This is a genomic window from Paenibacillus sp. UNC217MF (assembly GCF_000686865.1).
GTDB classification, from domain to species: domain Bacteria; phylum Bacillota; class Bacilli; order Paenibacillales; family Paenibacillaceae; genus Paenibacillus_B; species Paenibacillus_B suaedae.
The window spans coordinates 1,072,631-1,096,775 of sequence record NZ_KK366027.1 but is presented as its reverse complement, the minus strand read 5'-3'; the positions used below and the strand labels follow the sequence as shown (position 1 = coordinate 1,096,775).

The following is a 24,145-nucleotide window of genomic DNA, read 5'->3' as shown; positions in this document are numbered from 1 at the left end:
TGTATACATGAGGATTCTGGAGCGTAAGCAAGGAGGAAGGGGCGGACACCTATGCCTGTATTAGAAGCTAAGCAATTATCCAAAGTATATGGAACACGAGGAAACATGACCTATACGGCTCTTCAAGATATCAATCTAACGATCGATGAAGGGGAATTTGTTGGGATTATGGGGCCATCAGGCAGTGGCAAGACGACACTCTTGAACATATTAGCTACGATAGACAAGCAAACTTCTGGAGATGTGTTTATTAACGGGACGGATCCGGCGAAGCTGAGCAATCGGAAGTTGGCCTATTTTCGTAGAAGAGAGCTCGGTTATGTCTTCCAAGACTTCAATCTGCTGGATACGTTAAGTATTCGGGAGAATATTATATTGCCGCTTGCTCTTGACGGCATCTCGGCTAGAGAGATTGAGCGCAGACTGCTAGAAACGGCGAGCTGGCTTGGCATTGATCATATATTGGATAAGCGTACTTATGAAATTTCAGGTGGTCAGAAGCAGCGGACGGCGATTGCACGCGCAGTCATTCATCAGCCATCTCTGCTTCTCGCGGATGAGCTGACAGGCAACTTGGATTCCAAGGCTGCGAAGGATGTTATGACTGCGCTCGAAGATTTGAATGAGCGATCGAATCGTACTATATTGATGGTCACGCATGATGCTTTTGCGGCGAGTTATTGCAAACGAATCTTATTCATTAAGGACGGCAGATTGTTCTCCGAACTGCGACGTGGTGCCAATCGACAGATTTTCTTCCAACACATCTTAGATTCGCTAAGCTTGTTAGGGGGGAACTTCGATGACATTCCGACAGCTCGCTACAAGTAATATCAAGGGGAATTGGCATCGATACAGCGCTTATTTTTTGAGCAGTGTTTTCGCGGTAATGATTTTCTTTATGTATGCGGCATTTATTTACCATCCTGACGTAGTTAATGGACAAGTGCCTGGTGGACATCGAGTTCGAGAAGTGATGATGATGTGCGAGTATTTGATCATCATCTTCTCTTTTTTCTTTACGTTATATTCGAGTTCTGCATTTTTGAAATCCAGACAACAGGAATTCGGCTTACTTACTCTGTTCGGAATGACCAAGCTGCAGTTACGAAGACTCGTATTTTATGAGAACATGATTATTTCCATCCTAGCCATTGCAGTAGGAATGGGAATCGGCGCCTTTATGACGAAGCTGTTTTTGATGGCTTTATCCCACATACTGGCTGTCGATACCCCGATTACTTTTTATATTGTTCCGAAAGCAATCCTATTAACATCGGCAGGGTACTTGATTTTGTTTACGTGTATTACCGTATATTCATTGAGAAAAGTAGGGCGCAGCCAAATTGTTGAGCTCATACGGGCGCATAAAGAGCCGAAATCACCGCCTAAATTCTCATGGGTGCTCGTCATTCTCTCTGTATTTTCGCTAGCCCTCGGATATAGTCTGGCTTATGTTACAACTATACAGTTGTTCGGCCTAACCGCGTTGCCGATATTAGGATTCACGGTGCTGGGCACCTATTTCTTTTATACGCAGTTCAGTGTAGCCATTATCCGCATACTGCAGCGAAATAAGCGCGTCTATTATCGAAGAACCAATCTGCTGAATATCTCGCAAGCAGCATTCAAGCTGAAGGACAATGCACGTGTGCTGTTCAATGTATCCATCTTGTGCGCAGTAGTGTTGACAGCAACCGCAAGCTTTTATGCGTTCGATCAGACGATGAAGCGGCAGCAGTTGAATGATATGCCGCAAAGCTACGTCATCACCTGGACGAAGGACAGACAGCAGCCGATCAAACCGGATATGATAAAGGCTTGGGGGGACAGCACAAAGAACGAGATAGAACAAGATGCTGCCTTCAGATATGTTGAAGTGTATTACATGCAAGCTGAATTGTCAGAGAATTATGGAGCAATGGTTAGTGTGTCTGATTATAATCGGATCATTGCGATGGAGGGGGGACAACCCCTATCCCTTATGAACAATGAGATGGTTCTTGTTCTTCGTGAGCCCTTGAATGTGGATGAACCAAGTGATTCGAAACTATATTTGGGATATCCTGGGCCTGTAACGATCATGATTCGTGATACGTCTACAAAGGTATCGGGGCATATTCGTGATACGTCTACAAAGGTATCCGGGCATATTCGGGAAAAGACCACAAGAAATGTAATCAATTCAGGTATCGGCGTTTACAATGTGTTAGTCGTTAGCGATAAGTTGTTTGCCCCTTTTTTCGATAAGGCGCCGGCTGACCGAGCTCGATATGGACATGCATTCAATTGGTCGGATTGGGAGTATTCCTTGGCCTTAGACAAAAAGATCCGGGAGCACGTGTCGTTTAACGAAGAGGAAGATGACAGTATCAGAATCTCAAGCAGGGTGTATGATTGGAGCAGCACGAACCAAGTGTCCTCTCTAGGGATGTTCATCGGATTGTTTATTAGTTTGTTATTTTTTATCGCGAGCGGAAGTGTCATCTACTTCAAATTGTTCACCGAACTTCAGGATGATCAGGCATACTTCAAGGGGTTAACGCGAATTGGTTTGTCGATTGCGGAGATCCGTCGTGTTGTTACGTTCCAAGTAGGACTTATCTTCTTCGCACCATGCATGGTAGGGAGCGTTCATACATTGTTCGCCTTGAAGACACTGAGCAACCTGGTTAATTCGAACATGATGGGGTATGCATTGACAGTCGTGAGCATGTTCGTTGTGATGCAGGCGCTCTTCTTCTTCGCTGCACGAAAAACCTATATGAGGAAAATATTAGAGGAAGTAGTTGTATAAATAAGGGCTAACTCTCGTATTTATGTCGAACGAGTTGTAAATCCGACGGATTTTGTTACGGGATTGATACGATTTCTTGCTCATCTTATTGCATAATAGACTAAGAAACCTGTATGTTTATAGGTAGAGAAGGCAAGAAAGTGAGTTGACGTAATGAAAAGACGATGGCTACGCATTCGCAACTACGCCGAACACTCCAAAGTTCTTGTTGTACTGATGTTGTTGATATGCATAATCACTGCTTGCTCCAAGACAACTGAGCAGGAGCAGCAGGCAGAAGAGCAAGCTAGTCCGGCTTCGAAGGTGACTGTTACAATCGAGGGCGGTTCCTATATACCAAACTTGTCAGAACGCATTGAAATTGATTGGAAGTCAGGCATGACCGTTACCGATTCCTTGAAGCAGACAGGAATTGTGAAGATCTCTGAAGAGGATGGTGCGATCATGTCCGTCGGAGATGTTGCCCTGGATACGAAGATGGGATGGGGCATCGTGGTCAATGATGAAGAGCTTAGGCAACCTGCAGCGATGGAGAAGATCGTTGGCCCCGGTGATACGGTTGTTGTGTTTGTGAAGCGAATGGATGTCAAGACGAATTCCCTGCCTACTGCAGGACTGACATTGAGTATCGACGGAGGCACTACGATCCCAGAAATGACCAATACCTATGTGGTCAGCTGGAAAGAGAATATGAATGTTAACGATCTAATTGATGAGTTTGCACAAATCTCCTTGTCAGATGACGGCAAGCAAGTGCTGCACATTGGTCAGCGAAAAATGGAAAAAACGATAGACTTTGCATTAAAGGTAAATGGGAAGAAGATGACGGTGGTCGAGGGACGGAAGCTTGTTCTGCAGCCAGATGACCAGATTGAATTTATCATCACTCCATAAAGGATGCATATCCATACAGTCCTCAATGTGAGCGCGGGACGCGCGTCACATGTTGGGGGCTTTTTTGCGTTGAGATGCATGATGTGCACGATCCTTGACAAAGACACCATTTATAGAATTTTCCGCTCGTTTATTCATTTTCCCCGTAATTTTCTTGTGTCCTTGTTTTTGTATTGCAGATTGAGAGCGGTTTCTGGTTAACTAGAAATAGATATTTTTGTTAGTACAATGGTTCTATTTCATCAATGAACAGACAGAGGAGGATAAGCGAGATGAGTGAAACCATTCAGCAACAGGCAGAACAACGTGAGGATGAGCAGATCGTTCAGCAAGGGGTACATAACTTCAGTGGGGAAGACGAATGGGTGAAGCCAGATCGCCCTGAATTGCTCGAACAGCTGGAATGGTTCAAGGATCAGAAGCTGGGCTTAATGATGCATTGGGGAACCTATTCCCAGCTCGGTATCGTAGAGTCGTGGGCGCTTAGTGATGTCGATGAAGAGTGGTCGCGAGATAGTGTGGATTGGGATTATGATGCCGAAGAGCTGAAGCAGCAATACTTCGATCTAAATAAGACATTTAATCCGCTGCGCTTCCAGCCGGAATTATGGGCGGATCTTGCTGTTGAAGGCGGCTTCAAGTATTTGATTTTTACCACGAAGCATCATGATGGTTTTTGCATGTGGGACACCAAAACAACGGACTATCGGATAACAGGTGCACAGACGCCATTCCATACCCATAAGTACGCAGATGTATGCAGGCATCTTTTTGATGCTTTCCGTGACAGAGGATTGGCGATTGCAGCCTATTTCTCTAAGGCAGACTGGCATACACCTACCTATTGGGCACCAGGGATGGAGCGAAGCAACCCAACGTGGCGGGGCCCGTCCTATAATCCGCAGGAGTATCCTGAATTGTGGGAGCAGTTCGTTCAGTTTACTCATGAACAGATCATGGAGCTGTTAACAGACTACGGACGTATCGATGTATTGTGGTTGGATGCTGGCTGGGTATGCAAGGAGAGCCGTGTATCTCAGGATATCCGTCTCGGAGAAGTCGTGGAGAAAGCTAGAGAGAAGCAGCCATGGCTGCTATCTGCCGACCGTACGGTTGGAGGGCCATATGAGAACATTATTACGCCGGAACAGACGATTCCAAGTGATGCGATGAATGTACCATGGGAAAGCTGCATTACAATGGGAACATCCTTCTCCTTCCGTTTTGAGGACAAGTACAAGACAACCCGGCAGCTTGTTCATATTCTGATGGAGGTAGTCGCCAAGGGAGGAAATCTGGCTCTAAATGTTGGGCCACAGCCGGATGGCCGGATTCCTGAAGGGGCGATTGCTCGCATCAAGGAACTTGGCGCGTGGATGGGCACCTATGGGGAAGCTGTCTATGGAACGCGCATCTGCGCTCCTTACTTTACACAGCGCTGCGCCTTTACACGTAAGGACGATACGGTATATTGTACGTATTTATATCCTTCTGAAGATACTAATGTTAACGATAACATCATTCTTCCGTATACAGACAAGGTAACGGCTATTCATTTGGTAGGGGCGGATGAGAAGCTTCAATTCCACTCTGACGAAGCAGGATTGCATGTAAAGCTGCCCGCACATGAAGTAGGGGATAAGGCACCAATTGCACATGTGTTCCGTCTAACAGCCAATTAAGTGCATTAGAAGATCAGTGAGGAAAGTACAATGGGTAGGGAGTAGAATGGAATGGACATGTTCCTTATTCATATCGGGAAACCGTTAGCAGTACCCTATCTGTAGAGGTAAACAGAAGTAAGGCCCTCATGCCATGAGCTTGCATGAGGGCGTTTTGTATTAGATGCGGCAAATTTCATTCGGGCACATTTCACAATGACATACTTCCCGCAGGTGTTCTAATTCGCGAATGACAATCATACCATTCTCATATTCAATAACATCGCGTTTGCGAAGATCGCTTAACATACGATTGACGCTCTCACGAGTAGCGCCGATCATATTCGATAGATCGGTATGTGTAATTTTTTTGTTGATCAGGAGACCGCCGTCTTCTAATTCTTCACCGTAAGTATTGGACAATCTGATGAGAGTGGAGCATAGCGCGCCTGGTTTACCATACATCATTAGATCGCGGAACTTGGTCTGAGTCAGGCGGTGATGGATCCCCATCCACTTCATGAAATCGATCGAGAAGTCGCAGTGCTGGCATATGAGAATCTCAATATCCTTCTGCTCAATAAGCAATACCTCAGCTTCTTCAAGGACTTCCGCTGTGAATGTGTGCTTTGTACTATGGAATGGATCAACTTGGCCGACTAAATCCCCAGCTTGATACATGTACAGAATTAGCTCTTTGCCTTCATCTGTAGACTTTGTGATTTTTACACGTCCGCTCTTCAGGAGGAACAGCTTATCAGATAGATCTCCTTCCCAGAAGAGATGAGAGCTGTCAGGATAGGTACGTTCTTTACCGATATTGATTAATCGTTCTACATTCTGTTCTGAGAAACAAGAGGTATTGCAGGGCTCTCCAAATTTGTCGGTGATGTTAGTCACTCTGTTCCCCTCCAATTTACATATTTCAAATTTTAGTAATTTTGACCCAAAGAATTCCATGTGACAAGTTTCACTATATGAATACGTATTACTATCATGGATGTTCCGCACGCAGTTGTCAATTTATTTACGATTAAAATTATTTACAGTTTGGTTAAATCGAGTGATTAATATCACGCCAATCAAATAAAATCGGGGAGAAATAAAAAAATAAGCAAAATCAATCAGAGTTGTGAAATTAATCACATACTAACACGCGAAAGATGGATACAATGAAAGTGTGAAATGATTCACAAACAATTGTAACCAACACGAACCTCAGAAAAGGATCGTAACAGAACAGCAGACACACCGTATAGAGAAACCCTTTCTTAGGTTCATTGCAAGGTATCCATGAATGGAGGCGGAGAGAATGGCGACAAAACAAGAAACGAAACCAACTGTAGAGAAAAAAACGGAGCAAGTCGATGTTACGAAGCACATTCAGCAACTGATTGACCGCGCGAATAAGGCGCAGGAAGCATTTATGGACATGAACCAAGAGCAGATAGACAAGATCGTACAGCAAATGGCACTCGCTGGCTTGGATAAGCATATGATGCTTGCCAAGATGGCTGTTGAAGAAACGGGCCGCGGTGTGTATGAAGATAAAATTACGAAAAACATTTTCGCAACTGAATATATCCACAACTATATCAAGTATGACAAAACGGTAGGTGTCATCGAGGACAATCCGCAGGGTGCTTATATGAAGATTGCGGAACCGGTTGGAATTGTCATGGGGATTACGCCGGTAACGAACCCAACTTCAACAACCATGTTCAAGGCGCTCATCGCGATAAAGACACGCAACCCGATTATTTTCGGCTTCCATCCATCCGCTCAGAAATGCAGTGCGGAAGCAGCTCGCATCCTGCATGAGGCAGCAGTGAAATATGGTGCTCCTGAGCATTGTATCCAATGGATTGAGTATCCGTCGATGGATGCGACTAACGGCTTGATGAACCACCCTGATGTGGCGCTAATCCTGGCGACAGGCGGTGCTGGTATGGTTCGCTCCGCTTATAGCTGCGGCAAGCCTGCCTTAGGCGTTGGCCCAGGTAACGTGCCGTGCTTCATCGAGAAGACGGCAGATCTGAATCAAGCGGTAACGGATTTGATTCTGTCCAAGACGTTCGATAATGGCATGATCTGCGCATCCGAGCAAGCCGTCATCATTGAAGAGCCGATTTACGCACAAACGAAGAAAATGATGACCACACAGGGCTGCTACTTCTTGAATAAGGAAGAGACCGGCAAGCTCCAAGCGATGGCAATGAAGACAGACACCTGTGCGGTGAATCCGAACATCGTGGGCCAATCTGCAAAGAAAATTGCTGAGATGGCCGGACTTCAAGTACCAGATACAACGAAAATACTTGTAGCTGAGCTGGATGGTGTGGGGCCGAAGTTCCCACTGTCTGCAGAGAAGCTGAGCCCCGTGCTTGCTTGCTACAAGGTGAAGACCGCAGAAGAAGGCGTTGACCGCGCGGCTGAAATTGTGGCATTTGGCGGTATGGGTCACTCTTCGGTCATCCACTCGAATGATGACGAGGTAATTCGTAAGTTCGCCGACCGTCTGCAAACAGGCCGCATTCTGGTCAACTCTCCTTCTACTCATGGCGCGATTGGAGACTTGTACAACACCAATATTCCTTCGTTGACACTTGGCTGCGGATCGTATGGCCGCAACTCAACTTCTTCGAACGTAACAGCGGTCAATTTGCTGAATATTAAACGGGTGGCGAAGCGTACAGTGAATATGCAATGGTTCAAGGTGCCAAATAAGATTTACTTCGAGAAGGGTGCAACACAGTACTTGGCGAAGATGCCGGATATTAGCCGTGTCATGATTGTTACCGACCCAATGATGGTGAAGCTGGGCTACGTGGAGAAGCTGGAATACTATTTGCGTCAACGCCGCAACCCAGTCGTCATTGAAGTGTTCTCGGATGTCGAGCCAGATCCTTCGACGAAAACAGTGGAACGTGGTACAGAAATGATGCTCAGCTTCGAGCCAGACTGCATTATCGCCTTGGGCGGCGGCTCGCCGATGGATGCAGCGAAGGGCATGTGGCTATTCTACGAACATCCAGATGCTGAATTCGATAACCTGAAGCAGAAGTTCTTAGACATCCGCAAGCGTACATTCAAGTATCCACGTCTTGGCCAGAAGGCGAAGTTCGTCGCAATTCCAACGACTTCGGGTACTGGTTCGGAAGTAACCTCGTTCGCGGTTATTACGGATAAGGAAAAAGGCAATACGAAATATCCGCTAGCTGATTATGAGCTGACGCCGGACGTAGCGATTATTGACCCAGAGTTCGTGTACAGCTTGCCGAAGACGGCAGTTGCTGATACGGGAATGGACGTTTTGACGCACGCGATTGAAGCGTATGTATCGGTAATGGCAAGCGACTATACTGATGGTCTGGCAATAAAGGCCATTCAGCTCGTGTTCGAGAACTTGGTGAAATCCCATCATGAAGCATGTCCGAAAGCGCGCGAGAAAATGCACAACGCATCGACACTTGCTGGTATGGCATTCGCGAATGCGTTCCTAGGCATCAACCACAGCTTGGCGCATAAATGGGGAGCGCAATACCATACTGCACATGGTCGCACGAATGCGATTCTCATGCCGCATGTCATTCGCTACAATGCGAAGAAACCAACGAAGTACGCTTCGTTCCCGAAATATGACCACTTCGTAGCAGATGAGCGCTACGCGGAAATTGCACGCATCCTCGGTCTTCCATGCCGCACCACGGAAGAGGGCGTGAACAGCCTTATCAACGCAATTCGGGAATTGAACCGCGAACTGGGTATTCCAGAATCGTTCCAAGCAATTGGCTTCGATGCCAAGGACTTCGAATCCAATGTTGATTACTTGGCAGACCGCGCCTTTGAAGACCAATGTACAACAGCGAATCCGAAGCTTCCACTCGTAACAGAGTTGGCTGATGTATATCGGAACGCATTCTATGGACGATTTGAATAAGTTAGAATGATACGATAGCAGGGCAGTGGGCAGCGGGGAAGATCTTCCCCGCTGTCTTTGTTGTATAATCAACTTCTGAACCATTGCTTATAATGCGGTAAACGAGTGCTAATTAAGTGCTAACCACCTGCAAAAAGCAGGGCAGCAGTGGAGATTACAACATTTTGAATTATATTATGTGAAAAAAATCATTTGTCTAGCTTATATTGTGATAAATATCACATAATTGAAAGTGTGAAAAGAGGTACAATGAAGGCGTAGCAAGGGAGGAACGAAAAAGGTTCAGAATTCGCCTCTAAAAAACTTGCTGCATAGCCTCACTCGGCATTACGAAAAGGCAGCTATCGAACGAATGCGAAAGATAAGATAACCGCCTTGCAGCCTTTTTCGTGAAAATCATCACAAGCAATGTGAAATGGGAACGAGAACATCTTGCTGGGTGTGTGCTTTCAATTCGATTACAACACATACAGAAAAACAAACATGTATGGAGGGATTACGATGTCGGTGATGGAAAAGAACATGACAGAAACAAATGAAATGAATCCTTGGCGTGGATTCAAAGCAGGCAAATGGCAAACACACGTGGATGTCCCGAACTTCTTGGACGGACACATCAAGCCTTACTTGGGCGATGAAGCATTCTTGGCAGGTCCAACGCAAAATACGAAGGATCTGTGGGATATCGTGAGCCAGCTCTCCAAAGAAGAACGTGAACGCGGTGGTGTATGGGATGTTGATGTTAACACGCCTTCAACGATCGTATCGCACAAACCGGGATACTTAGATAAAGAAAAAGAAAAAGTAGTAGGTGTACAAACGGATGCTCCGTTCCGCCGCTCGATTCAACCATTTGGCGGTATTAAGATGATGATCGATGCTTGTAAAGCATACGGCTTCGAAATGCCGGAAGATGTTATCAAAATTTTCACAGACATTCGCAAAACACACAACCAAGGCGTATTCGATGCTTATACATCCGACATGCGCATGGCGCGTAAAGCTGGTATTATCACAGGCTTGCCAGATGCTTACGGCCGCGGCCGCATCATCGGTGACTACCGCCGTGTAGCGCTGTACGGTATAGACTTCTTGATTAAACAAAAGAAAAACGATCTGAATAATCTTGAGCTGGATGCAATGGATGAAGTTACTATCCGTGACCGTGAAGAAATTTCAGAACAAATTCGCGCACTCGCTGAATTGAAAGAAATGGCTGCAATGCACGGTATGGACATTTCGAAACCAGCTGTCAACGCACAAGAGGCGTTCCAATGGGTATACTTCGGTTACTTGGCAGCCATCAAAGAACAGAACGGTGCAGCAATGTCCCTTGGTCGTGTATCCTCGTTCCTCGATGTGTATGTGGAACGCGATATTCAAGAAGGTACTTTGACAGAGCAAGAAGCTCAAGAATTGGTTGACCATTTCATTATGAAATTGCGTATCGTTAAATTCTTGCGCACACCTGCTTACAACGACCTGTTCAGCGGTGACCCAACTTGGGTAACAGAATCGATCGGTGGTATGGCTTCTGACGGTACAACACGTGTAACGAAGAACAGCTTCCGTTTCTTGCATTCCTTGTACAACTTGGGACCTGCTCCAGAGCCTAACTTAACTGTACTCTGGTCGACGAAGCTTCCTGAAGCGTTCAAGAAGTATTGTGCGAAAGTATCGATTGAAACAAGCTCCATTCAATATGAAAATGACGACCTGATGCGCCCAATCTATGGTGACGACTACGGTATCGCATGTTGCGTATCCGCAATGCGTATCGGTAAGCAAATGCAGTTCTTCGGCGCTCGCGCCAACTTGGCGAAATGCTTGCTGTACGCAATCAACGGCGGTAAAGACGAGAAGCTTGGCTTGCAAGTAGGACCTGAGCTTCCTCCAATCACAAGCGACGTATTGGACTACGACGAAGTCGTGAAACGCTTCAAGCAGATGATGGAATGGCTCGCGAAGTTGTACATGAACACACTGAACGTGATTCACTTCATGCATGATAAATATTGCTATGAGCGCATTGAGATGGCGCTGCATGATAAAGAAATCTTGCGCACAATGGCTTGCGGTATTGCCGGCTTGTCGGTAGCAGCTGACTCCCTGAGTGCAATCAAATATGCTAAGGTAACACCGATTCGCAACGAAGAAGGCATTGCCGTTGACTTCCAAATCGAAGGTGAATATCCTTGCTACGGTAACAACGATGATCGCGTAGACAGCATCGCTGTTGAACTTGTTGAATCGTTCATGAACATGATTCGCAAGCACAAAGCTTATCGCAATGCATTGCCAACACAATCGGTACTGACGATTACGTCGAACGTTGTGTACGGTAAGAAGACAGGTACAACTCCTGACGGACGTAAAGCTGGCGAACCGTTCGCTCCAGGTGCGAACCCAATGCATGGCCGCGATAAGAAGGGTGCGCTCGCATCGCTTAGTTCGGTAGCGAAGCTTCCATATGAGCACAGCTTGGATGGAATCTCGAACACATTCTCCATCGTGCCTAAGGCGCTTGGTAAAGAACTTGATGTTCGCAAATCCAACCTCGTATCGATGATGGATGGATACTTCGGCAGCAATGCGCACCATCTGAACGTTAACGTGTTCGACCGTGAACAGCTGATGGACGCGATGGAACATCCAGAGAACTACCCGCAATTGACAATTCGCGTATCGGGTTATGCAGTTAACTTCATCAAACTGACTCGCGAGCAGCAATTGGATGTAATCAACCGCACATTCCATGGTTCGATGTAAGAACCTTCTGAACGGTTGAAATCGAAGTAAGTTGAGCAATGTAAAGGATATACTCGATATTTGATAAGTAAAGGGGCGCAACTACACCACATGCCTAGTACCTTTCGGTCAATGGCAGGGAGGGAGCGCCCCTCTTGTCATGTAAGCAGGTTGTAATGGGCTGGAGAGGAAAGTGATAGAGATGATCGGACGTATTCACTCGTTAGAAACATTCGGTACCGTTGATGGACCTGGCATACGATTTATTTTATTCATGCAGGGGTGCGCGCTCAAATGCCAATATTGCCATAACCGTGATACATGGAGCTTAGGTGACGGCAAAGAAATGACACTTGAGGAAGTACTTGCTGAAATTGAACCTTACTTGCCTTATTACCGCAGCTCTGGCGGCGGTTTGACCGTATCGGGCGGGGAGCCAACGCTGCAAGCTGCATTCGTTAGAGAGCTATTCCGTGAAGTGAAGCAGCGCTGGGATCTGCATACAACCCTGGATTCGAACGGTTTCAACGAAGTAGCGAAGCTCGAAGAATTGATGAATGTTACGGATCTAGTACTGCTGGATATTAAGCATATTAACAATGAGAAACATATTGCACTTACAGGTGTGCCGAATGCACGTACGCTGGATACGGCGCGTTGGTTATCTGAGCATGGCAAGAAAATGTGGATTCGCCACGTATTCGTACCGACGATTAACGACGATGAAGAGGATTTGCTTGAACTGGGTCGTTTTATCGGTACACTGCAAGGTGTTGAGAAATTCGAAATCCTGCCGTACCATCAAATGGGCGTATACAAGTGGGAACAGCTAGGTGAGAAGTATCCGCTTGAAGGGATTCCTTCCCCGACTGCAGAAGAGGTGGAGCGTGCTTATGCGCTTATTGAGAAGGGCCGCAGGCAGACGAGCGTATAGTGTATTTCATATCTATTTATATAGGAAGAGAGATGACTTGCCTAGCAGGGAAGAGGTCATCTCTTTTTTTGTTGCAATAGAGGAAAGAGTGTTCACTTAGAACGTGCATTCAATAGTATTGTGTGTAAAATGATCGAAAAGAACTATTTCTAAAATGGAAGGAAAAAACTATAATGCGCTGTAAGGATGAAAAAAAAGGAAATCCCCCTAATCTATAATGGAAGCGCTATCATATAAAATATTTTATCGCCAAACATATATGCTGTTGAAATGCATTCTATTGTCCTCATGACTAGTAGGTGAAGAGATGCTGTTAGCTACTGGTTCAACATAGAAAAGGCATCAGGCATCATGAGGGATCAGCTTTCTTGGATGAATTTATGAATAGAGGAGGTATGATTGCAGCTTAATCATTAGATGATCCGGGCCGTATTCTTCGAAAATGAACGTATAAAGGAGGGATATTGATTATGAAGAAAAAGATGACAGCACTTGTGCTTAGCATGATGCTGGTATTGTCAATCATTCCGAACATGCCGAATGCTCAAGCGGCACCACAGCTCAGCAATCTTGCACCGAGCTCAACCTACACTTGGTCGGAAGCGCCGGAATCGAATTATCCGGATCCAGGCAACAAGCTGACTAATGGCGTTAAGGGCGCTGCGAATGTGACGGATCCAGCGTGGGTAGGGCACATTAAGAAGAAGGCGCGGGAAGTCACGTTTGACTTGGGCCAACGGAAATCGATAGCAAGTGTTAAGGCGCACTTCCTTCAAGATTGGCCGGGTTCTGCGATATTGTTCCCGTTGAGCGTATCTATATATGTGTCAGATGATAGTATTAATTGGGGAATTGTCGGGCACAAAGCAACGGAACGAGGCTGGACGAATGGCCCTCCGATTGATCAAACCTATGTATGGAATGGCAGCAAAGATGGGGTTGCAGGCGGAGGGCAAGGTGCTACGATGGCCTATGCACGCTACGTGAAGGTTGTGTTCTCGATGCATCCACGGGCATGGACATTTATAGATGAGATTGAAATTATGGGAACAGACGGCAAGGCTGATGGAGCAGTTGTCGTGAATATGAAGCCGTTCGAATTCCAGTATCCAGGCGTCGATACTGCTGGAATTCGTAATTTATCGCTTGTCTATAATGGGTATTATCCTGACGTTCCTGCGTGGACAAAAGACAGCCTGATTCCGGAAATTGGTTACGTGAATCAAGCAGGTCAAGTTCAGGATTGGTTCTTTGATGGTGTGTTGATGCTGGGTCTCCAATCTCCGGCGGGTCGTGATTTCGGAAATAATTCACTCCTGACGGATTGGCAATGGTATCTGGATAAAACATTTGGCGCTCAAGGTGACTTAAAGCAGTTGAATGAGGCAACGAAGGAAGTAGGAATCCAACTAGGGCAGCCGAACCACAAAACGAAGGTTGTCATAATGCTCCCAAATCCGGGAGAAACAACGACGAATTTCGGTGATATTGACGGAGACGGCATTACCGAGAATTTTAGTGAAGCCAGCGTGGGCATAGAGAAAGCCTTGGCGACACGCCAGAAGGCAGTCAGATGGTGGCTGCAAGAGGTACAAAACCGCTGGAATGCCAACAACTACTCCAACCTTGAACTGGTTGGCATGTACTGGGTGGATGAAGAGATTAGCTGGTCCAAGTCAGCCCCAGACTTCCTGCGGATGATGAACTCGGATGTTCATGCAAGAGGGTTGAAATCGTTCTGGATCCCGCATTCCTTGACCTATAAGAGTTTTATATGGAAGGACGCAGGCTTCGATGCAGCGACGTACCAACCGAACTACTTTTTTGAAGATTTGTCAATCGATCGTCTTGTAGATGGTATTCAAACTGCCAAACGATATGGTATGGGCGTTGAGGTCGAGTTCGACAACCGTATGTTAACGGATAATATGTTCCGCAACCGATTCAATGATTATATGAACGCAGGCTATCAATATGGATTCGCGGGGAAAGGCTTTACTGCGTATTATAAAGGAAGCGGGCCGGTTCTGCGCGATGCAGCAAACAGTACGAATCCTAGCATACGTGCGCTGTATGATAGGCTGTACAATTTCACAAGAGGGAATTAAATTAGAGGATGCAAATGCAATAGCTTATATTCAATCACCTGCTCTATAAAATTGTAATGCGTAAGCTGAATTGGGAAATACTAGACAAGCAAATCTTATAGTTGTTTCACAAATTAGCGGTCAAATCCTCAAATCGAGGTTTTGACCGCTGTTTTATTTTATCCCTCATTTGTTAGAGGATTTTATCCCCCAATAGTTAAAATGTCGTCCTTACAGGAAGGACATTGTCGAATTATAATAAAAGCGTACCAAACAACAAGAAGATACTGGCAGACAAAAACATACGGGAGGGTCCTTACATGAAAAAAGGATTGGTAATGATTCTGACGCTTCTGTTCATCGCAACGACAGCGCTTACAGGATGCGGATCGAAGACAGAGAGTGGTTCTGAGAAGCCAGCGAACCAAACAGCTGGTGAAGATAAAAAGGTTGAACCATTTGAGCTTACACTTCGTCATACGCAGCTAGGCGATTCGAAGAAAAATCGCTTCGCTATCTTGCAAGATGTTGTGAAGAAGACAGAATCCGAAGTTCCAGGTCTAACAATTAAGCTTGACGGTGTTGACTCTGAGGTTAACCGTAAAGAGAAGCTTCGTGCAGAAATGGGAAGCGGATCTCCTCCAGATATCTTTGATGCCTTCGGTAACCCAGACGTGAAATTGTACGCGGAGAATGGACTTATACTTGATGTAGCTCCGATTCTGGATGAGCTTGGATTGAAGGACAAGTTCCAATCCCTTGCACAATGGACAGTAGAAGACAAGATCTACGGTTTGCCAATCGGTGCTTCAATTGAAGGTTACTTCTATAACAAAGACTATTTCGCTGAAAAAGGAATTCAAATTCCAAAAACATTGGCTGAGCTTGAAGCAATCGCTGAAAAAGTAAAGGCTGACGGCAAAATTCCATTCGCAATTGGTTCCAAGGATGCTTGGGTGCCATTGATGACAACAAACACGTTGTGGTCCTACTTCGGCGGTGCGGACATTACTTCCGGATTTGCGAAAGGAACAACGAAGTGGAACGATCCAAAAATGGTAGAAGCATTTGCGAAACACCAAGATTGGATCAAGAAAGGCTACTTCAAAAAAGGCGAGCTTGGTCTTGACTATGCAACACAACGTACACAGTTGGTAAATGGTGAAGCAGTTATGATGTTCGATGGATCTTGGGCATCTTCCGTATTCGCTGATGCAACACAATCCGGTAAATTGCATAACAAAGCTGGTTTCTTCATGATGCCTCCAGCTAAAGAAGGCGAAGGCTACAGCGTAATGTTCGACTCGAACAACGGTTATGCATTCTCTTCCAAGATTGCTGAAGATCCACGCAAGATGGAAGCGGTAAAAGCGTTCATCAAGAACTTGTATAACGAAGACATGCAAGTACGCGGCTTGAAGGAAGATGGCGTTATCCCTGCAATGAAGGTTGACCAAGCGAAGCTGGATGAAGCTTCCCAAGGAAACGACTTGCTGCAAGCGATTATGGCTCAAATGAAAGACGTGAAATTCACATGGCCTGCATTTGACGCTCTCGTACAAGCGGATGTGAATACGGCACTCGGTCAACAGCTCCAAAAAATGATTAGCGGCGAAGCTGAACCACAAGCGGCTCTGGATGCCGTACAAAAAGTACAAGAAGAAGCGAACGCAGCATCGAAATAAGATAAATAAAAAGCAAGCTTGACCACAAGGAGCACCACCTGTCCGTATCGGGGGGTGGTGCTCATTTATCATCCTGAGCAGCAGTCAACCAGTATGATTACGATGTGGGACGGACGGAGGGAAATCATATGAATAAAGCATTAAGAAACCCCTTAACATATGTGTTATTTTTGCTTCCTACGCTCGTTTTGTTCATCGCATTCTTTATATACCCGGTAATCAATGCGATTTACTACAGCTTTACGAGTTGGAACGGAATATCGAAGGACGTTACATTTATTGGCTTTGACAACTATCTCAATGTGATGAGTAAGCCAGACTTTTGGGAATCGGTGAAGAACAATGGATACTTTATTTTGTTCTCTTTGTTAGTCCAAGTCCCGTTAATCATTTTCTTCTCACTGCTCATCTCCAATGTCAAGCGTTTGAAAGGATTGTACAAGACAGCAGTATTCATGCCGTCTGTTATGTCCACGGCCGTCATCGGTATTTTGTGGGGCTTCATTTACGATCCGGACACAGGGCTTCTTAACAAGCTGTTAGGTTTGTTCGGTATCGATCCGCTTATGTGGCTGGCAGACAAGAAAACGGCAATGATTTCGATCTTGATTACGAACGCTTGGCAGTGGACCGGTTTCTACATTGTTATGGTGTTGGCTGCAATTCTAGCGATTCCGAAAGATCTTGACGAAGCAGCGATGATTGATGGCGCAACTGGCGTTCAACGTGCGATGCGCATTACGATTCCGCTTATTATGCCGATCATCTCCGTGGTTATTATGCTATCGATCGCAGGTGCAATGAAGGCGGCAGATATCGTCATCGTTATGACCAAGGGCGGCCCGGCAGGGGCAACCGATGTTATGGCAACTTATATGATCAAGCATTCGATTACAAGCTTCAAATATGGCTATGGGAACAGCATCGCAGTCCTTATCTTCGTGTTCACGCTCATCGTTACTGTGCTTTACCAAGTACTTATTGCGCGTAGAACGGAAAGGATTGAATACTAATGATGAAACAGCTGAAAAAGGGCACCCCTCATATTTTCCTACTGTTGTATTTGGCGGTTATTCTATTCCCATTCCTGTTCGTCTTGTTCTCATCGGTAAAGACAGACAACGGAGCCATTGCAGCGAATCCATTCGGTTTGCCGACAGAATTTGCTTGGGATAACTATGTGAAAGCTTGGGTCAATGCCAAAATTAGCACTTATTTCGTAAATAGCTTGTACATTTCTCTTGCAGCATCCGTGTCTACGATTCTCATCGCGTCTCTTGCATCTTTTGCGATTACACGTATGCGCTATAAGAAGATGAGTGCAGCAGTGTTCCAGTTTATTTTGCTAGGCTTGCTCATTCCGGGCAATGCATTGCTGCTTCCGATTTACGGCATCTTGAAGAACTTGAACATGCTCGATAAGCACTGGGCCCTATATGTTCCTTACACGGCAGGGGCAATACCATTTACGATTATTATCTTGGCGGCATTTATGCGAAGTCTCCCGTCTGAGATTGAGGAAGCAGCTGTAATTGACGGCTTGAAGGCACCAGGCATTTTCTTCAAAGTCATCTTGCCGTTGACGGTACCAGCGCTCGTGACCGTATTCATTGTCAACTTCCTCGGCAACTGGAATGAATTCTTGCTCGCAAACTTCTTTATCTCAACAGACAACTTGCGTACACTTCCGGTCGGTATGGTCGGCTTCCGTGATACGTATAACACGAACTACGCGCAGATGGCGGCTGGTATCGTATACAGTGTCGTACCTGTTATGGTCATCTACGCTATCCTGCAAGAGAAAATTATTGAGGGTCTCACAGCAGGCGGGGTTAAGGGCTAATCTTTTCATAGTTTCTGCATGAAATGTAAGCTCTTACGTGTTAATATATTCATAGATGACTAGAGAGAGTAAAGGGGTAATGTGCACAATGAATTTACGATTTAAGATGTTTAGTGGATTTATTTTGCTTATCATTATCCCTTTGCTTTTACTTGGAACGATTACATTTGTGATTACATTCAATTTGCTAGAGAAGAAATATAGTGAGCAAGCGCAATTCTCGATGCGGGCCATGAGCCACAGCATCGGCTACATATTCGATGAAATCAATAAAGTATCCGACACAGGCATTGCGAATAACGTCTTCCAGAAGGCGTTGGTATCGCCTAATCCTTACGAACACGATATGGTAAGCTCAAGCGTCGTCAGATATGACGATAATGGAAAGCTGTACTTCGTGGATGAACAGGGGCGGCCAGTCGGGAAGCAAGTTGATGATACGCTAAAAGGCACGGACTATATCCGGATGAACGAACGCCAGCAAAATTTCCGCAAGCTGCTGTTCAACCATCCTGCGATTAGTTATGCCTTTTTGTACAATTTCAGCCCATATGCACAAAGAGAAGGGATTATCCCTATATTTTCCAAAGACAACTTCAAGGAAATGCCTTTTCATGAATTCAAAAAGCATCCTGTGTTTAAGAAAGTCATGGACTTGAACGGGGTTCCGTTATGGGTCGGGCCAAATGAATTTCCAGAACTGACGGGCTCCGAGCAGGTCTTTACCCAGATTCGAGTTGTGAAGGATCTATCGACGATGAGGCCAATTGGAATATCGATCATCCAGATTAAGAACTGGGATCTCGACACGTTCTTTAACAAGTTTTATACGGCTGATCAGATGGAGAATACGAAGTTCTTTATCGTCAATCGTGATGGACAGATTCTATACGACAACTCGAAGCAGCTCGCTGGCCATATGATCGCTGATTATGCTTCGAAGCCGATCAAGTTCGAAAATACATATGTAAGCTACAAGGACAAATTCGGGGAACGCGAAAGTGTGATCACGTACCACCCCATGAGTGATTACGGCTGGTATTTGATTTCCGTGCGCGACTGGAGCTCTCTCTCGAAGGAGATGGTCGTATTTCTGAAATGGGTGTCTACCATCTTATTCCTCTGCATCCTTGGAGCGCTGCTGTTCAACCTGTTGTTTACGAACCGAATAACGCGCAACATTACGCGCATCGTTCGATTTATGCGCAGGGTTGAGGATGGAGATCTGAACGCCCGTGTTGATGAAGAGGGCAGAGATGAGTTAAGGATGCTCTCGCACGGATTCAATAGTCTCATGGAGCGTGTGTCTGGCCTTATTGATCAAGTGAAGAATGAGCAGCAGCAGAAGAATAAGGCGGAAATGAGAGTGCTGGAAGCTCAAATTAAGCCGCACTTTTTATTTAATACACTTGAATCGATTAATGTGCTGGCTATTCAAAATGAAGGGCGAAAAGTTAGCCAGATGGTTTATCGCCTCGGCAATATTTTACGCATTAGCATTCAGGATAAAGAGGAGATTACGCTTCGCGAAGAACTTGAATATTTGAAGAGCTATCTTGAAATTCAAAAGTTCCGATTCGAGGAGCTGTTCAACTTCGAAATTGACGTGCCGGAGCACATCATGCACTGCAAGGTGATGAAGCTGACCCTGCAGCCGCTTGTCGAGAACTCAATCCAACACGGATTTGATGGAATTGAGCACACAGGATGGATCCGCATTACCGCATTTGAGGATGAAGATCGCATTCTCATTCGGGTAGAGGATAATGGGATGGGCATGTCGAATGAACAATTAAGAAAGTTCCAATATATGCTCTCCGATGAGCAAAAATCGGTTCTGCCGCAGGAAGAAGAGTCGTACAATACGGAACGTAGGGGACTCGGAGTTCGCAGTGTAGCAGATCGCTTGCGCATTCGATATGGTCCTGGTTATGGATTGTTCATCTGTTCCGCTTCACAGATGGGAACGATGATTCAGTGTGTGATACCGAAATACGAACAGGGTGATACGTTATGAGTGTGAAGGCATTGCTCATTGATGATGAGGTACCGATTTTGAACAACTTGAAGCTGGTCATCCCGTGGGATGAGCTGAATGTTGAATTAGTAGGCACAGCTCGCAATGGTGTGGAAGGGCTGGAAATGGTGCGGCAGCACGAGCCAGACATCATTTTGTGTGATATTCGTATGCCCGTTATGGACGGTATGGACTTTCTGCGGGAAATTCGTAAAATTGGTTGTGAAGCCGAGGTTATGATGCTGACGGGCTATCAGGAATTCGAGTATGCTCGCATCGCAATGCAGCATGGTGTTCGTGATTATGTACTGAAGCCGATTAACTACGATGAGCTGGAATTGACCGTGAAGAAGCTTGCTGATCTTGTACGCACCCGTCAACTGGAGAAGAAGCTGTCGGAAAGGCGCTGGGGGCGCATGATTAGTCTCGCTTATGAGAAGATGATGTTCGATGTTCTTATGGGATTCTCCACTGGCGCACTTGCGGCCTTCATGGTCGATGAAGAGCAGCCGATTGACAAGTTGGCTTACTCGCTGCTGCTCGTTGACTTGGATGGCTATGCGCAGCAAAGCGCCTCTTGGAGTGACAATGAGCGCAAGCTGTGGAATTTCGCAGTTCGCAACGTGCTGCAGGATGCTATAGTGGATGATTGGAATAAATATGCCGTATTGCAAATGCGTGAAGGGGAGTGGTGCGTACTTCTTCAATGCTATCGTGACCAGCATGAGGTTACTTCGGTCGATATGGCGCGCTGGGCACAGGAAATTCAGCAGGCGGTTCGAGGCCATGTGAAGATGACCGTAAGCCTTGCATGGGATAATGGGCCGATCCCTCTCATGAGCTTGGCACATACGTACAAACGCCTGCAGCGTACTCTTATTTTGCATACCGATGATGAACAGCTCGTATCTGTCGATGAAGGCTCAGTAGCAAGACAGGCGGCCTCTGTCTCACAGTGGCAGTTAGTCGAAGATATCGTGGCGGGGATGAAGCAGAATGATCGCTCTAAGGTCGATGACGGAATGCATGCCTTGCAATCCAGCCTGATGTATATGTCTGAGCAGTCCATCGTTCGTGCGGAGACGTTCCTTCATTATGTCATCATTCACTTGATTCGTGAGATGAGAGAGTGGGAACTAGTTACACCACAAGAAGAAGAAGCGGTGTGGAATAAGCTTCAGCATATGATGGGCGTCAAGGACTTAATGTGTGCGATTATGGAGTTAGTCGATCATACGAAGGAACACGCGATGAACAAGAAGTCGAGCGAGCTCCTGATGATATCAGCCAAAGACTATATTCACCGCAATTTAGGCTCAGATATCGGCGTTGAGGAAATGGCTGATTACTTAGGAATCAGCTGCAGTTATTTCAGTTTGTTGTTTAAGAATCATTTCGGGGAAACGTTTGTTGAATACGTGACGCGTCAGCGAATGGAGCTGGCGATGTCATTGCTCCGCACAACAGACAAGAGCATTACACAGATTGGTGCGCTTGTTGGATATTCAGAAAGACGGTACTTCTCCAAGGTATTCCAGAAGTACACAGGCAAGAAGCCGACGGAATATCGCGAGGATGCCGTTCAGACGGGAAAATGATAACGCTTAAATGAATCACATCAAGAATTCACGATATGAAGAGGATGGGATGAGTGAGATGAGTAAACTTCAACTGACACTTGAGCAAAAAATTGGCCAAATGGTGATGTGTGGATTCGCAACGACAGAGGTAAACGATAATATCCGTTCCTTGATTAAGGAGCACCACGTTGGAGGCATTATTTATTTCAAGCGCAACGTAGTTAACAAAGAGCAAGTAAGTGCGTTATCTCATCATTTGCAAGAGATTTCCGGTGAACAGACGAATATTCCGCTCTTCATTAGTATTGACCAAGAAGGCGGTATGGTGGCACGGATCGACTGGGAGGATATTACGCTGATCCCAGGCAATATGACAATTGGAGCCACGCGCAGTGCTGAGCATGCTTATGAGGCTGCACGTATTTGCGGAGAAGAGATGCTCCGTCTTGGCATTAACATGAACTTCGCACCGAGCTTGGATGTGAACAACAATCCGGAGAATCCTGTAATCGGAGTTCGTTCATACAGTGAACGTCCTGATCTGGTAGCTGAACTTGGAACTGCACAAATTCGCGGCCTGCAAGAGGCAAATGTGGCTGCAACAGCGAAGCATTTCCCAGGACATGGCGACACGGCTGTCGACTCTCATCACGGCCTTGCTGCTGTAACGCATGATGAGGAACGTTTGGTTGCAGTTGAGCTTGCTCCATTTGCCCGTGCGATTCAAGAGGGTGTTGATTGCATTATGACGGCGCATGTCATTTTCCCTGCATTTGAGCCGGATTCCATCCCAGCTACGTTGTCCCATAATGTGCTTACGAAGCTGCTCCGCCACCGCATGGGCTATGATGGCTTGATCGTAACAGATTGCTTGGAGATGCATGCAATTTCGAAGGAAGTTGGTGTGGCTGAAGGCGCGGTGCGCGCAGTTGAAGCCGGTGCTGATATTTTGCTAGTCAGCCATACGTATGAAGAGCAAGTTGCATCGATTCAAGCGCTGTGCGAGGCCGTTCGTACCGGTCGCATCGCTGAATCGCGCATCGATGAATCCATCGATCGTATCATTACCTTGAAAAATAAGCGTCATATGGGCGAAGAGACAGAAGTTCCAGAGGATTTCGCTTCTTATTTCGCTACGCCTGAATCTAAGGCATTGGTTGATCGTATGTTCGAGGACAGTACGACACTTGTTAAGGATGAGGCGGGTGCACTGCCGCTTGATCGCATCGCGAAAACGCTTGTGATCTGGCCTCAAGTGCGGAATCGTTCAGAGGTCGATGATCTTATCGTACAGGAATATACGTTGGCATCTGCACTGCAACCACATATGAACGATGTGGAGCTGCTCCGGATTAACAATGATCCAGACTCCGTTGAAGTGGAAGAAATTTTGGCAAGCACAGAAGGATATAGTCAGATTGTGATCCTGACTTACAATCCAGTATCGAAGCTACATCAAGGACAGGTTGATGTGGTGAATGCATTGTTAGCACGCAGCAATACACGCGTCATTGTTGCATCGACTCGTAATCCATATGATCTGAATCAATTCCCTGATGTACCTACGTACTTGTGCTGCTATGAGAACCGCCCTGCTGCGATGAAGGCGCTGGGAAATGTACTGCTCGGCTTACAGGAGCCGAAGGGCAAACTGCCGGTTACGATTTCGGAGCAATACCCATTTGGGCACAGTGCTTCTTACGCGAAACAGCAATAGAACTCATCTCGAGACCTGTACCGATCGATCGGTGCAGGTCTTTTTTTCTGGATATGAAGACAATGTAAATCACAACGATTTCAGAAAATGAAATGAAAAAATTGACTTTCATTTAATATTCCTTAAAAAAAGAATGAAAAAATAGAAACTTTTTACCCAGCAATGCGTCTATAACTATGTTCAATCGTACACATTGTATTAACATTTCGAAATATAAATGATGGATGAGGAGTAGGACATTT

At 45.8% G+C, this 24,145-nt stretch carries 15 protein-coding genes; 14 read left to right on the top strand and 1 reads right to left on the bottom strand.

The annotated features are described in order from the left end of the window. Window positions 1-51 precede the first annotated feature (51 nt). From BP95_RS0120995 to BP95_RS0120980, 4 genes are all read left to right on the top strand, one after another. Window positions 52-831 carry an ABC transporter ATP-binding protein gene (locus BP95_RS0120995; RefSeq protein WP_021253030.1) on the top strand — a complete coding sequence of 260 codons (780 nt, stop codon included), beginning with the start codon at window positions 52-54 and terminating at the stop codon, window positions 829-831. After that, a complete protein-coding gene (locus tag BP95_RS0120990; RefSeq protein WP_028533142.1) occupies window positions 803-2,797 on the top strand; it encodes an ABC transporter permease in 1,995 nt (664 codons plus the stop codon). Before BP95_RS0120995 ends, BP95_RS0120990 begins: the two co-directional genes overlap by 29 nt. A 153-nt stretch (window positions 2,798-2,950) precedes the next feature. Continuing rightward, on the top strand, window positions 2,951-3,691 hold the full coding sequence (locus tag BP95_RS0120985; protein ID WP_028533141.1) for a hypothetical protein: 741 nt from the start codon (window positions 2,951-2,953) through the stop codon (window positions 3,689-3,691). Between the two features lie 272 nt (window positions 3,692-3,963). Beyond that, window positions 3,964-5,373, top strand: coding sequence for an alpha-L-fucosidase (locus BP95_RS0120980; RefSeq protein WP_051614150.1), 1,410 nt, complete (start codon window positions 3,964-3,966; stop codon window positions 5,371-5,373). 159 nt (window positions 5,374-5,532) lie between these two features. On the opposite strand, the gene BP95_RS0120975 is transcribed toward BP95_RS0120980, so the two are convergent. After that, entirely contained in the window at window positions 5,533-6,252 is a 720-nt protein-coding gene (locus tag BP95_RS0120975; protein ID WP_021253026.1) for a Crp/Fnr family transcriptional regulator, read from the bottom strand. A gap of 412 nt (window positions 6,253-6,664) precedes the next feature. On the opposite strand from BP95_RS0120975, the gene adhE reads away from it, so the two are divergent. The 10 genes from adhE (at window position 6,665) to nagZ (ending at window position 23,903) form a co-directional block, all read left to right on the top strand. Further along, window positions 6,665-9,292 carry a bifunctional acetaldehyde-CoA/alcohol dehydrogenase gene (gene adhE / locus BP95_RS0120970; RefSeq protein ID WP_021253025.1) on the top strand — a complete coding sequence of 876 codons (2,628 nt, stop codon included), beginning with the start codon at window positions 6,665-6,667 and terminating at the stop codon, window positions 9,290-9,292. 501 nt (window positions 9,293-9,793) lie between these two features. Continuing rightward, window positions 9,794-12,061, top strand: a complete 2,268-nt coding sequence (pflB, locus tag BP95_RS0120965) for a formate C-acetyltransferase (protein WP_028533138.1) — start codon at window positions 9,794-9,796, stop codon at window positions 12,059-12,061. Window positions 12,062-12,242: 181 nt separating this feature from the next. Beyond that, window positions 12,243-12,974 carry a pyruvate formate-lyase-activating protein gene (pflA, locus tag BP95_RS0120960; protein WP_021253023.1) on the top strand — a complete coding sequence of 244 codons (732 nt, stop codon included), beginning with the start codon at window positions 12,243-12,245 and terminating at the stop codon, window positions 12,972-12,974. A gap of 470 nt (window positions 12,975-13,444) precedes the next feature. Continuing rightward, a complete protein-coding gene (locus tag BP95_RS31060; RefSeq protein ID WP_231515152.1) occupies window positions 13,445-15,082 on the top strand; it encodes a DUF4855 domain-containing protein in 1,638 nt (545 codons plus the stop codon). Between the two features lie 299 nt (window positions 15,083-15,381). Beyond that, window positions 15,382-16,746, top strand: a complete 1,365-nt coding sequence (locus BP95_RS0120950) for an ABC transporter substrate-binding protein (protein ID WP_021253021.1) — start codon at window positions 15,382-15,384, stop codon at window positions 16,744-16,746. A 128-nt stretch (window positions 16,747-16,874) separates the two neighbouring features. Next, a complete protein-coding gene (locus tag BP95_RS0120945; protein ID WP_021253020.1) occupies window positions 16,875-17,759 on the top strand; it encodes a carbohydrate ABC transporter permease in 885 nt (294 codons plus the stop codon). 2 nt (window positions 17,760-17,761) lie between these two features. After that, the gene (locus tag BP95_RS0120940) at window positions 17,762-18,589 is read left to right on the top strand and encodes a carbohydrate ABC transporter permease (protein WP_036590578.1); all 828 of its coding nucleotides are present in this window, start codon (window positions 17,762-17,764) and stop codon (window positions 18,587-18,589) included. Between the two features lie 88 nt (window positions 18,590-18,677). Next, entirely contained in the window at window positions 18,678-20,606 is a 1,929-nt protein-coding gene (locus BP95_RS0120935; protein ID WP_021253018.1) for a cache domain-containing sensor histidine kinase, read from the top strand. After that, a complete protein-coding gene (locus BP95_RS0120930; protein ID WP_021253017.1) occupies window positions 20,603-22,204 on the top strand; it encodes a response regulator in 1,602 nt (533 codons plus the stop codon). Before BP95_RS0120935 ends, BP95_RS0120930 begins: the two co-directional genes overlap by 4 nt. A gap of 58 nt (window positions 22,205-22,262) precedes the next feature. Continuing rightward, window positions 22,263-23,903, top strand: coding sequence for a beta-N-acetylhexosaminidase (gene nagZ / locus BP95_RS0120925; RefSeq protein ID WP_028533137.1), 1,641 nt, complete (start codon window positions 22,263-22,265; stop codon window positions 23,901-23,903). Window positions 23,904-24,145 lie beyond the last annotated feature (242 nt).

What these genes read in the sequence shown, in the direction of transcription:
- BP95_RS0120995 (WP_021253030.1), top strand. Translation starts at nt 52, where the DNA reads ATGCCTGTATTAGAAGCTAAGCAATTATCCAAAGTATATGGAACACGA.
- BP95_RS0120990 (WP_028533142.1), top strand. Translation starts at nt 803, where the DNA reads ATGACATTCCGACAGCTCGCTACAAGTAATATCAAGGGGAATTGGCAT.
- BP95_RS0120985 (WP_028533141.1), top strand. Translation starts at nt 2,951, where the DNA reads ATGAAAAGACGATGGCTACGCATTCGCAACTACGCCGAACACTCCAAA.
- BP95_RS0120980 (WP_051614150.1), top strand. Translation starts at nt 3,964, where the DNA reads ATGAGTGAAACCATTCAGCAACAGGCAGAACAACGTGAGGATGAGCAG.
- adhE (WP_021253025.1), top strand. Translation starts at nt 6,665, where the DNA reads ATGGCGACAAAACAAGAAACGAAACCAACTGTAGAGAAAAAAACGGAG.
- pflB (WP_028533138.1), top strand. Translation starts at nt 9,794, where the DNA reads ATGTCGGTGATGGAAAAGAACATGACAGAAACAAATGAAATGAATCCT.
- pflA (WP_021253023.1), top strand. Translation starts at nt 12,243, where the DNA reads ATGATCGGACGTATTCACTCGTTAGAAACATTCGGTACCGTTGATGGA.
- BP95_RS31060 (WP_231515152.1), top strand. Translation starts at nt 13,445, where the DNA reads ATGAAGAAAAAGATGACAGCACTTGTGCTTAGCATGATGCTGGTATTG.
- BP95_RS0120950 (WP_021253021.1), top strand. Translation starts at nt 15,382, where the DNA reads ATGAAAAAAGGATTGGTAATGATTCTGACGCTTCTGTTCATCGCAACG.
- BP95_RS0120945 (WP_021253020.1), top strand. Translation starts at nt 16,875, where the DNA reads ATGAATAAAGCATTAAGAAACCCCTTAACATATGTGTTATTTTTGCTT.
- BP95_RS0120940 (WP_036590578.1), top strand. Translation starts at nt 17,762, where the DNA reads ATGAAACAGCTGAAAAAGGGCACCCCTCATATTTTCCTACTGTTGTAT.
- BP95_RS0120935 (WP_021253018.1), top strand. Translation starts at nt 18,678, where the DNA reads ATGAATTTACGATTTAAGATGTTTAGTGGATTTATTTTGCTTATCATT.
- BP95_RS0120930 (WP_021253017.1), top strand. Translation starts at nt 20,603, where the DNA reads ATGAGTGTGAAGGCATTGCTCATTGATGATGAGGTACCGATTTTGAAC.
- nagZ (WP_028533137.1), top strand. Translation starts at nt 22,263, where the DNA reads ATGAGTAAACTTCAACTGACACTTGAGCAAAAAATTGGCCAAATGGTG.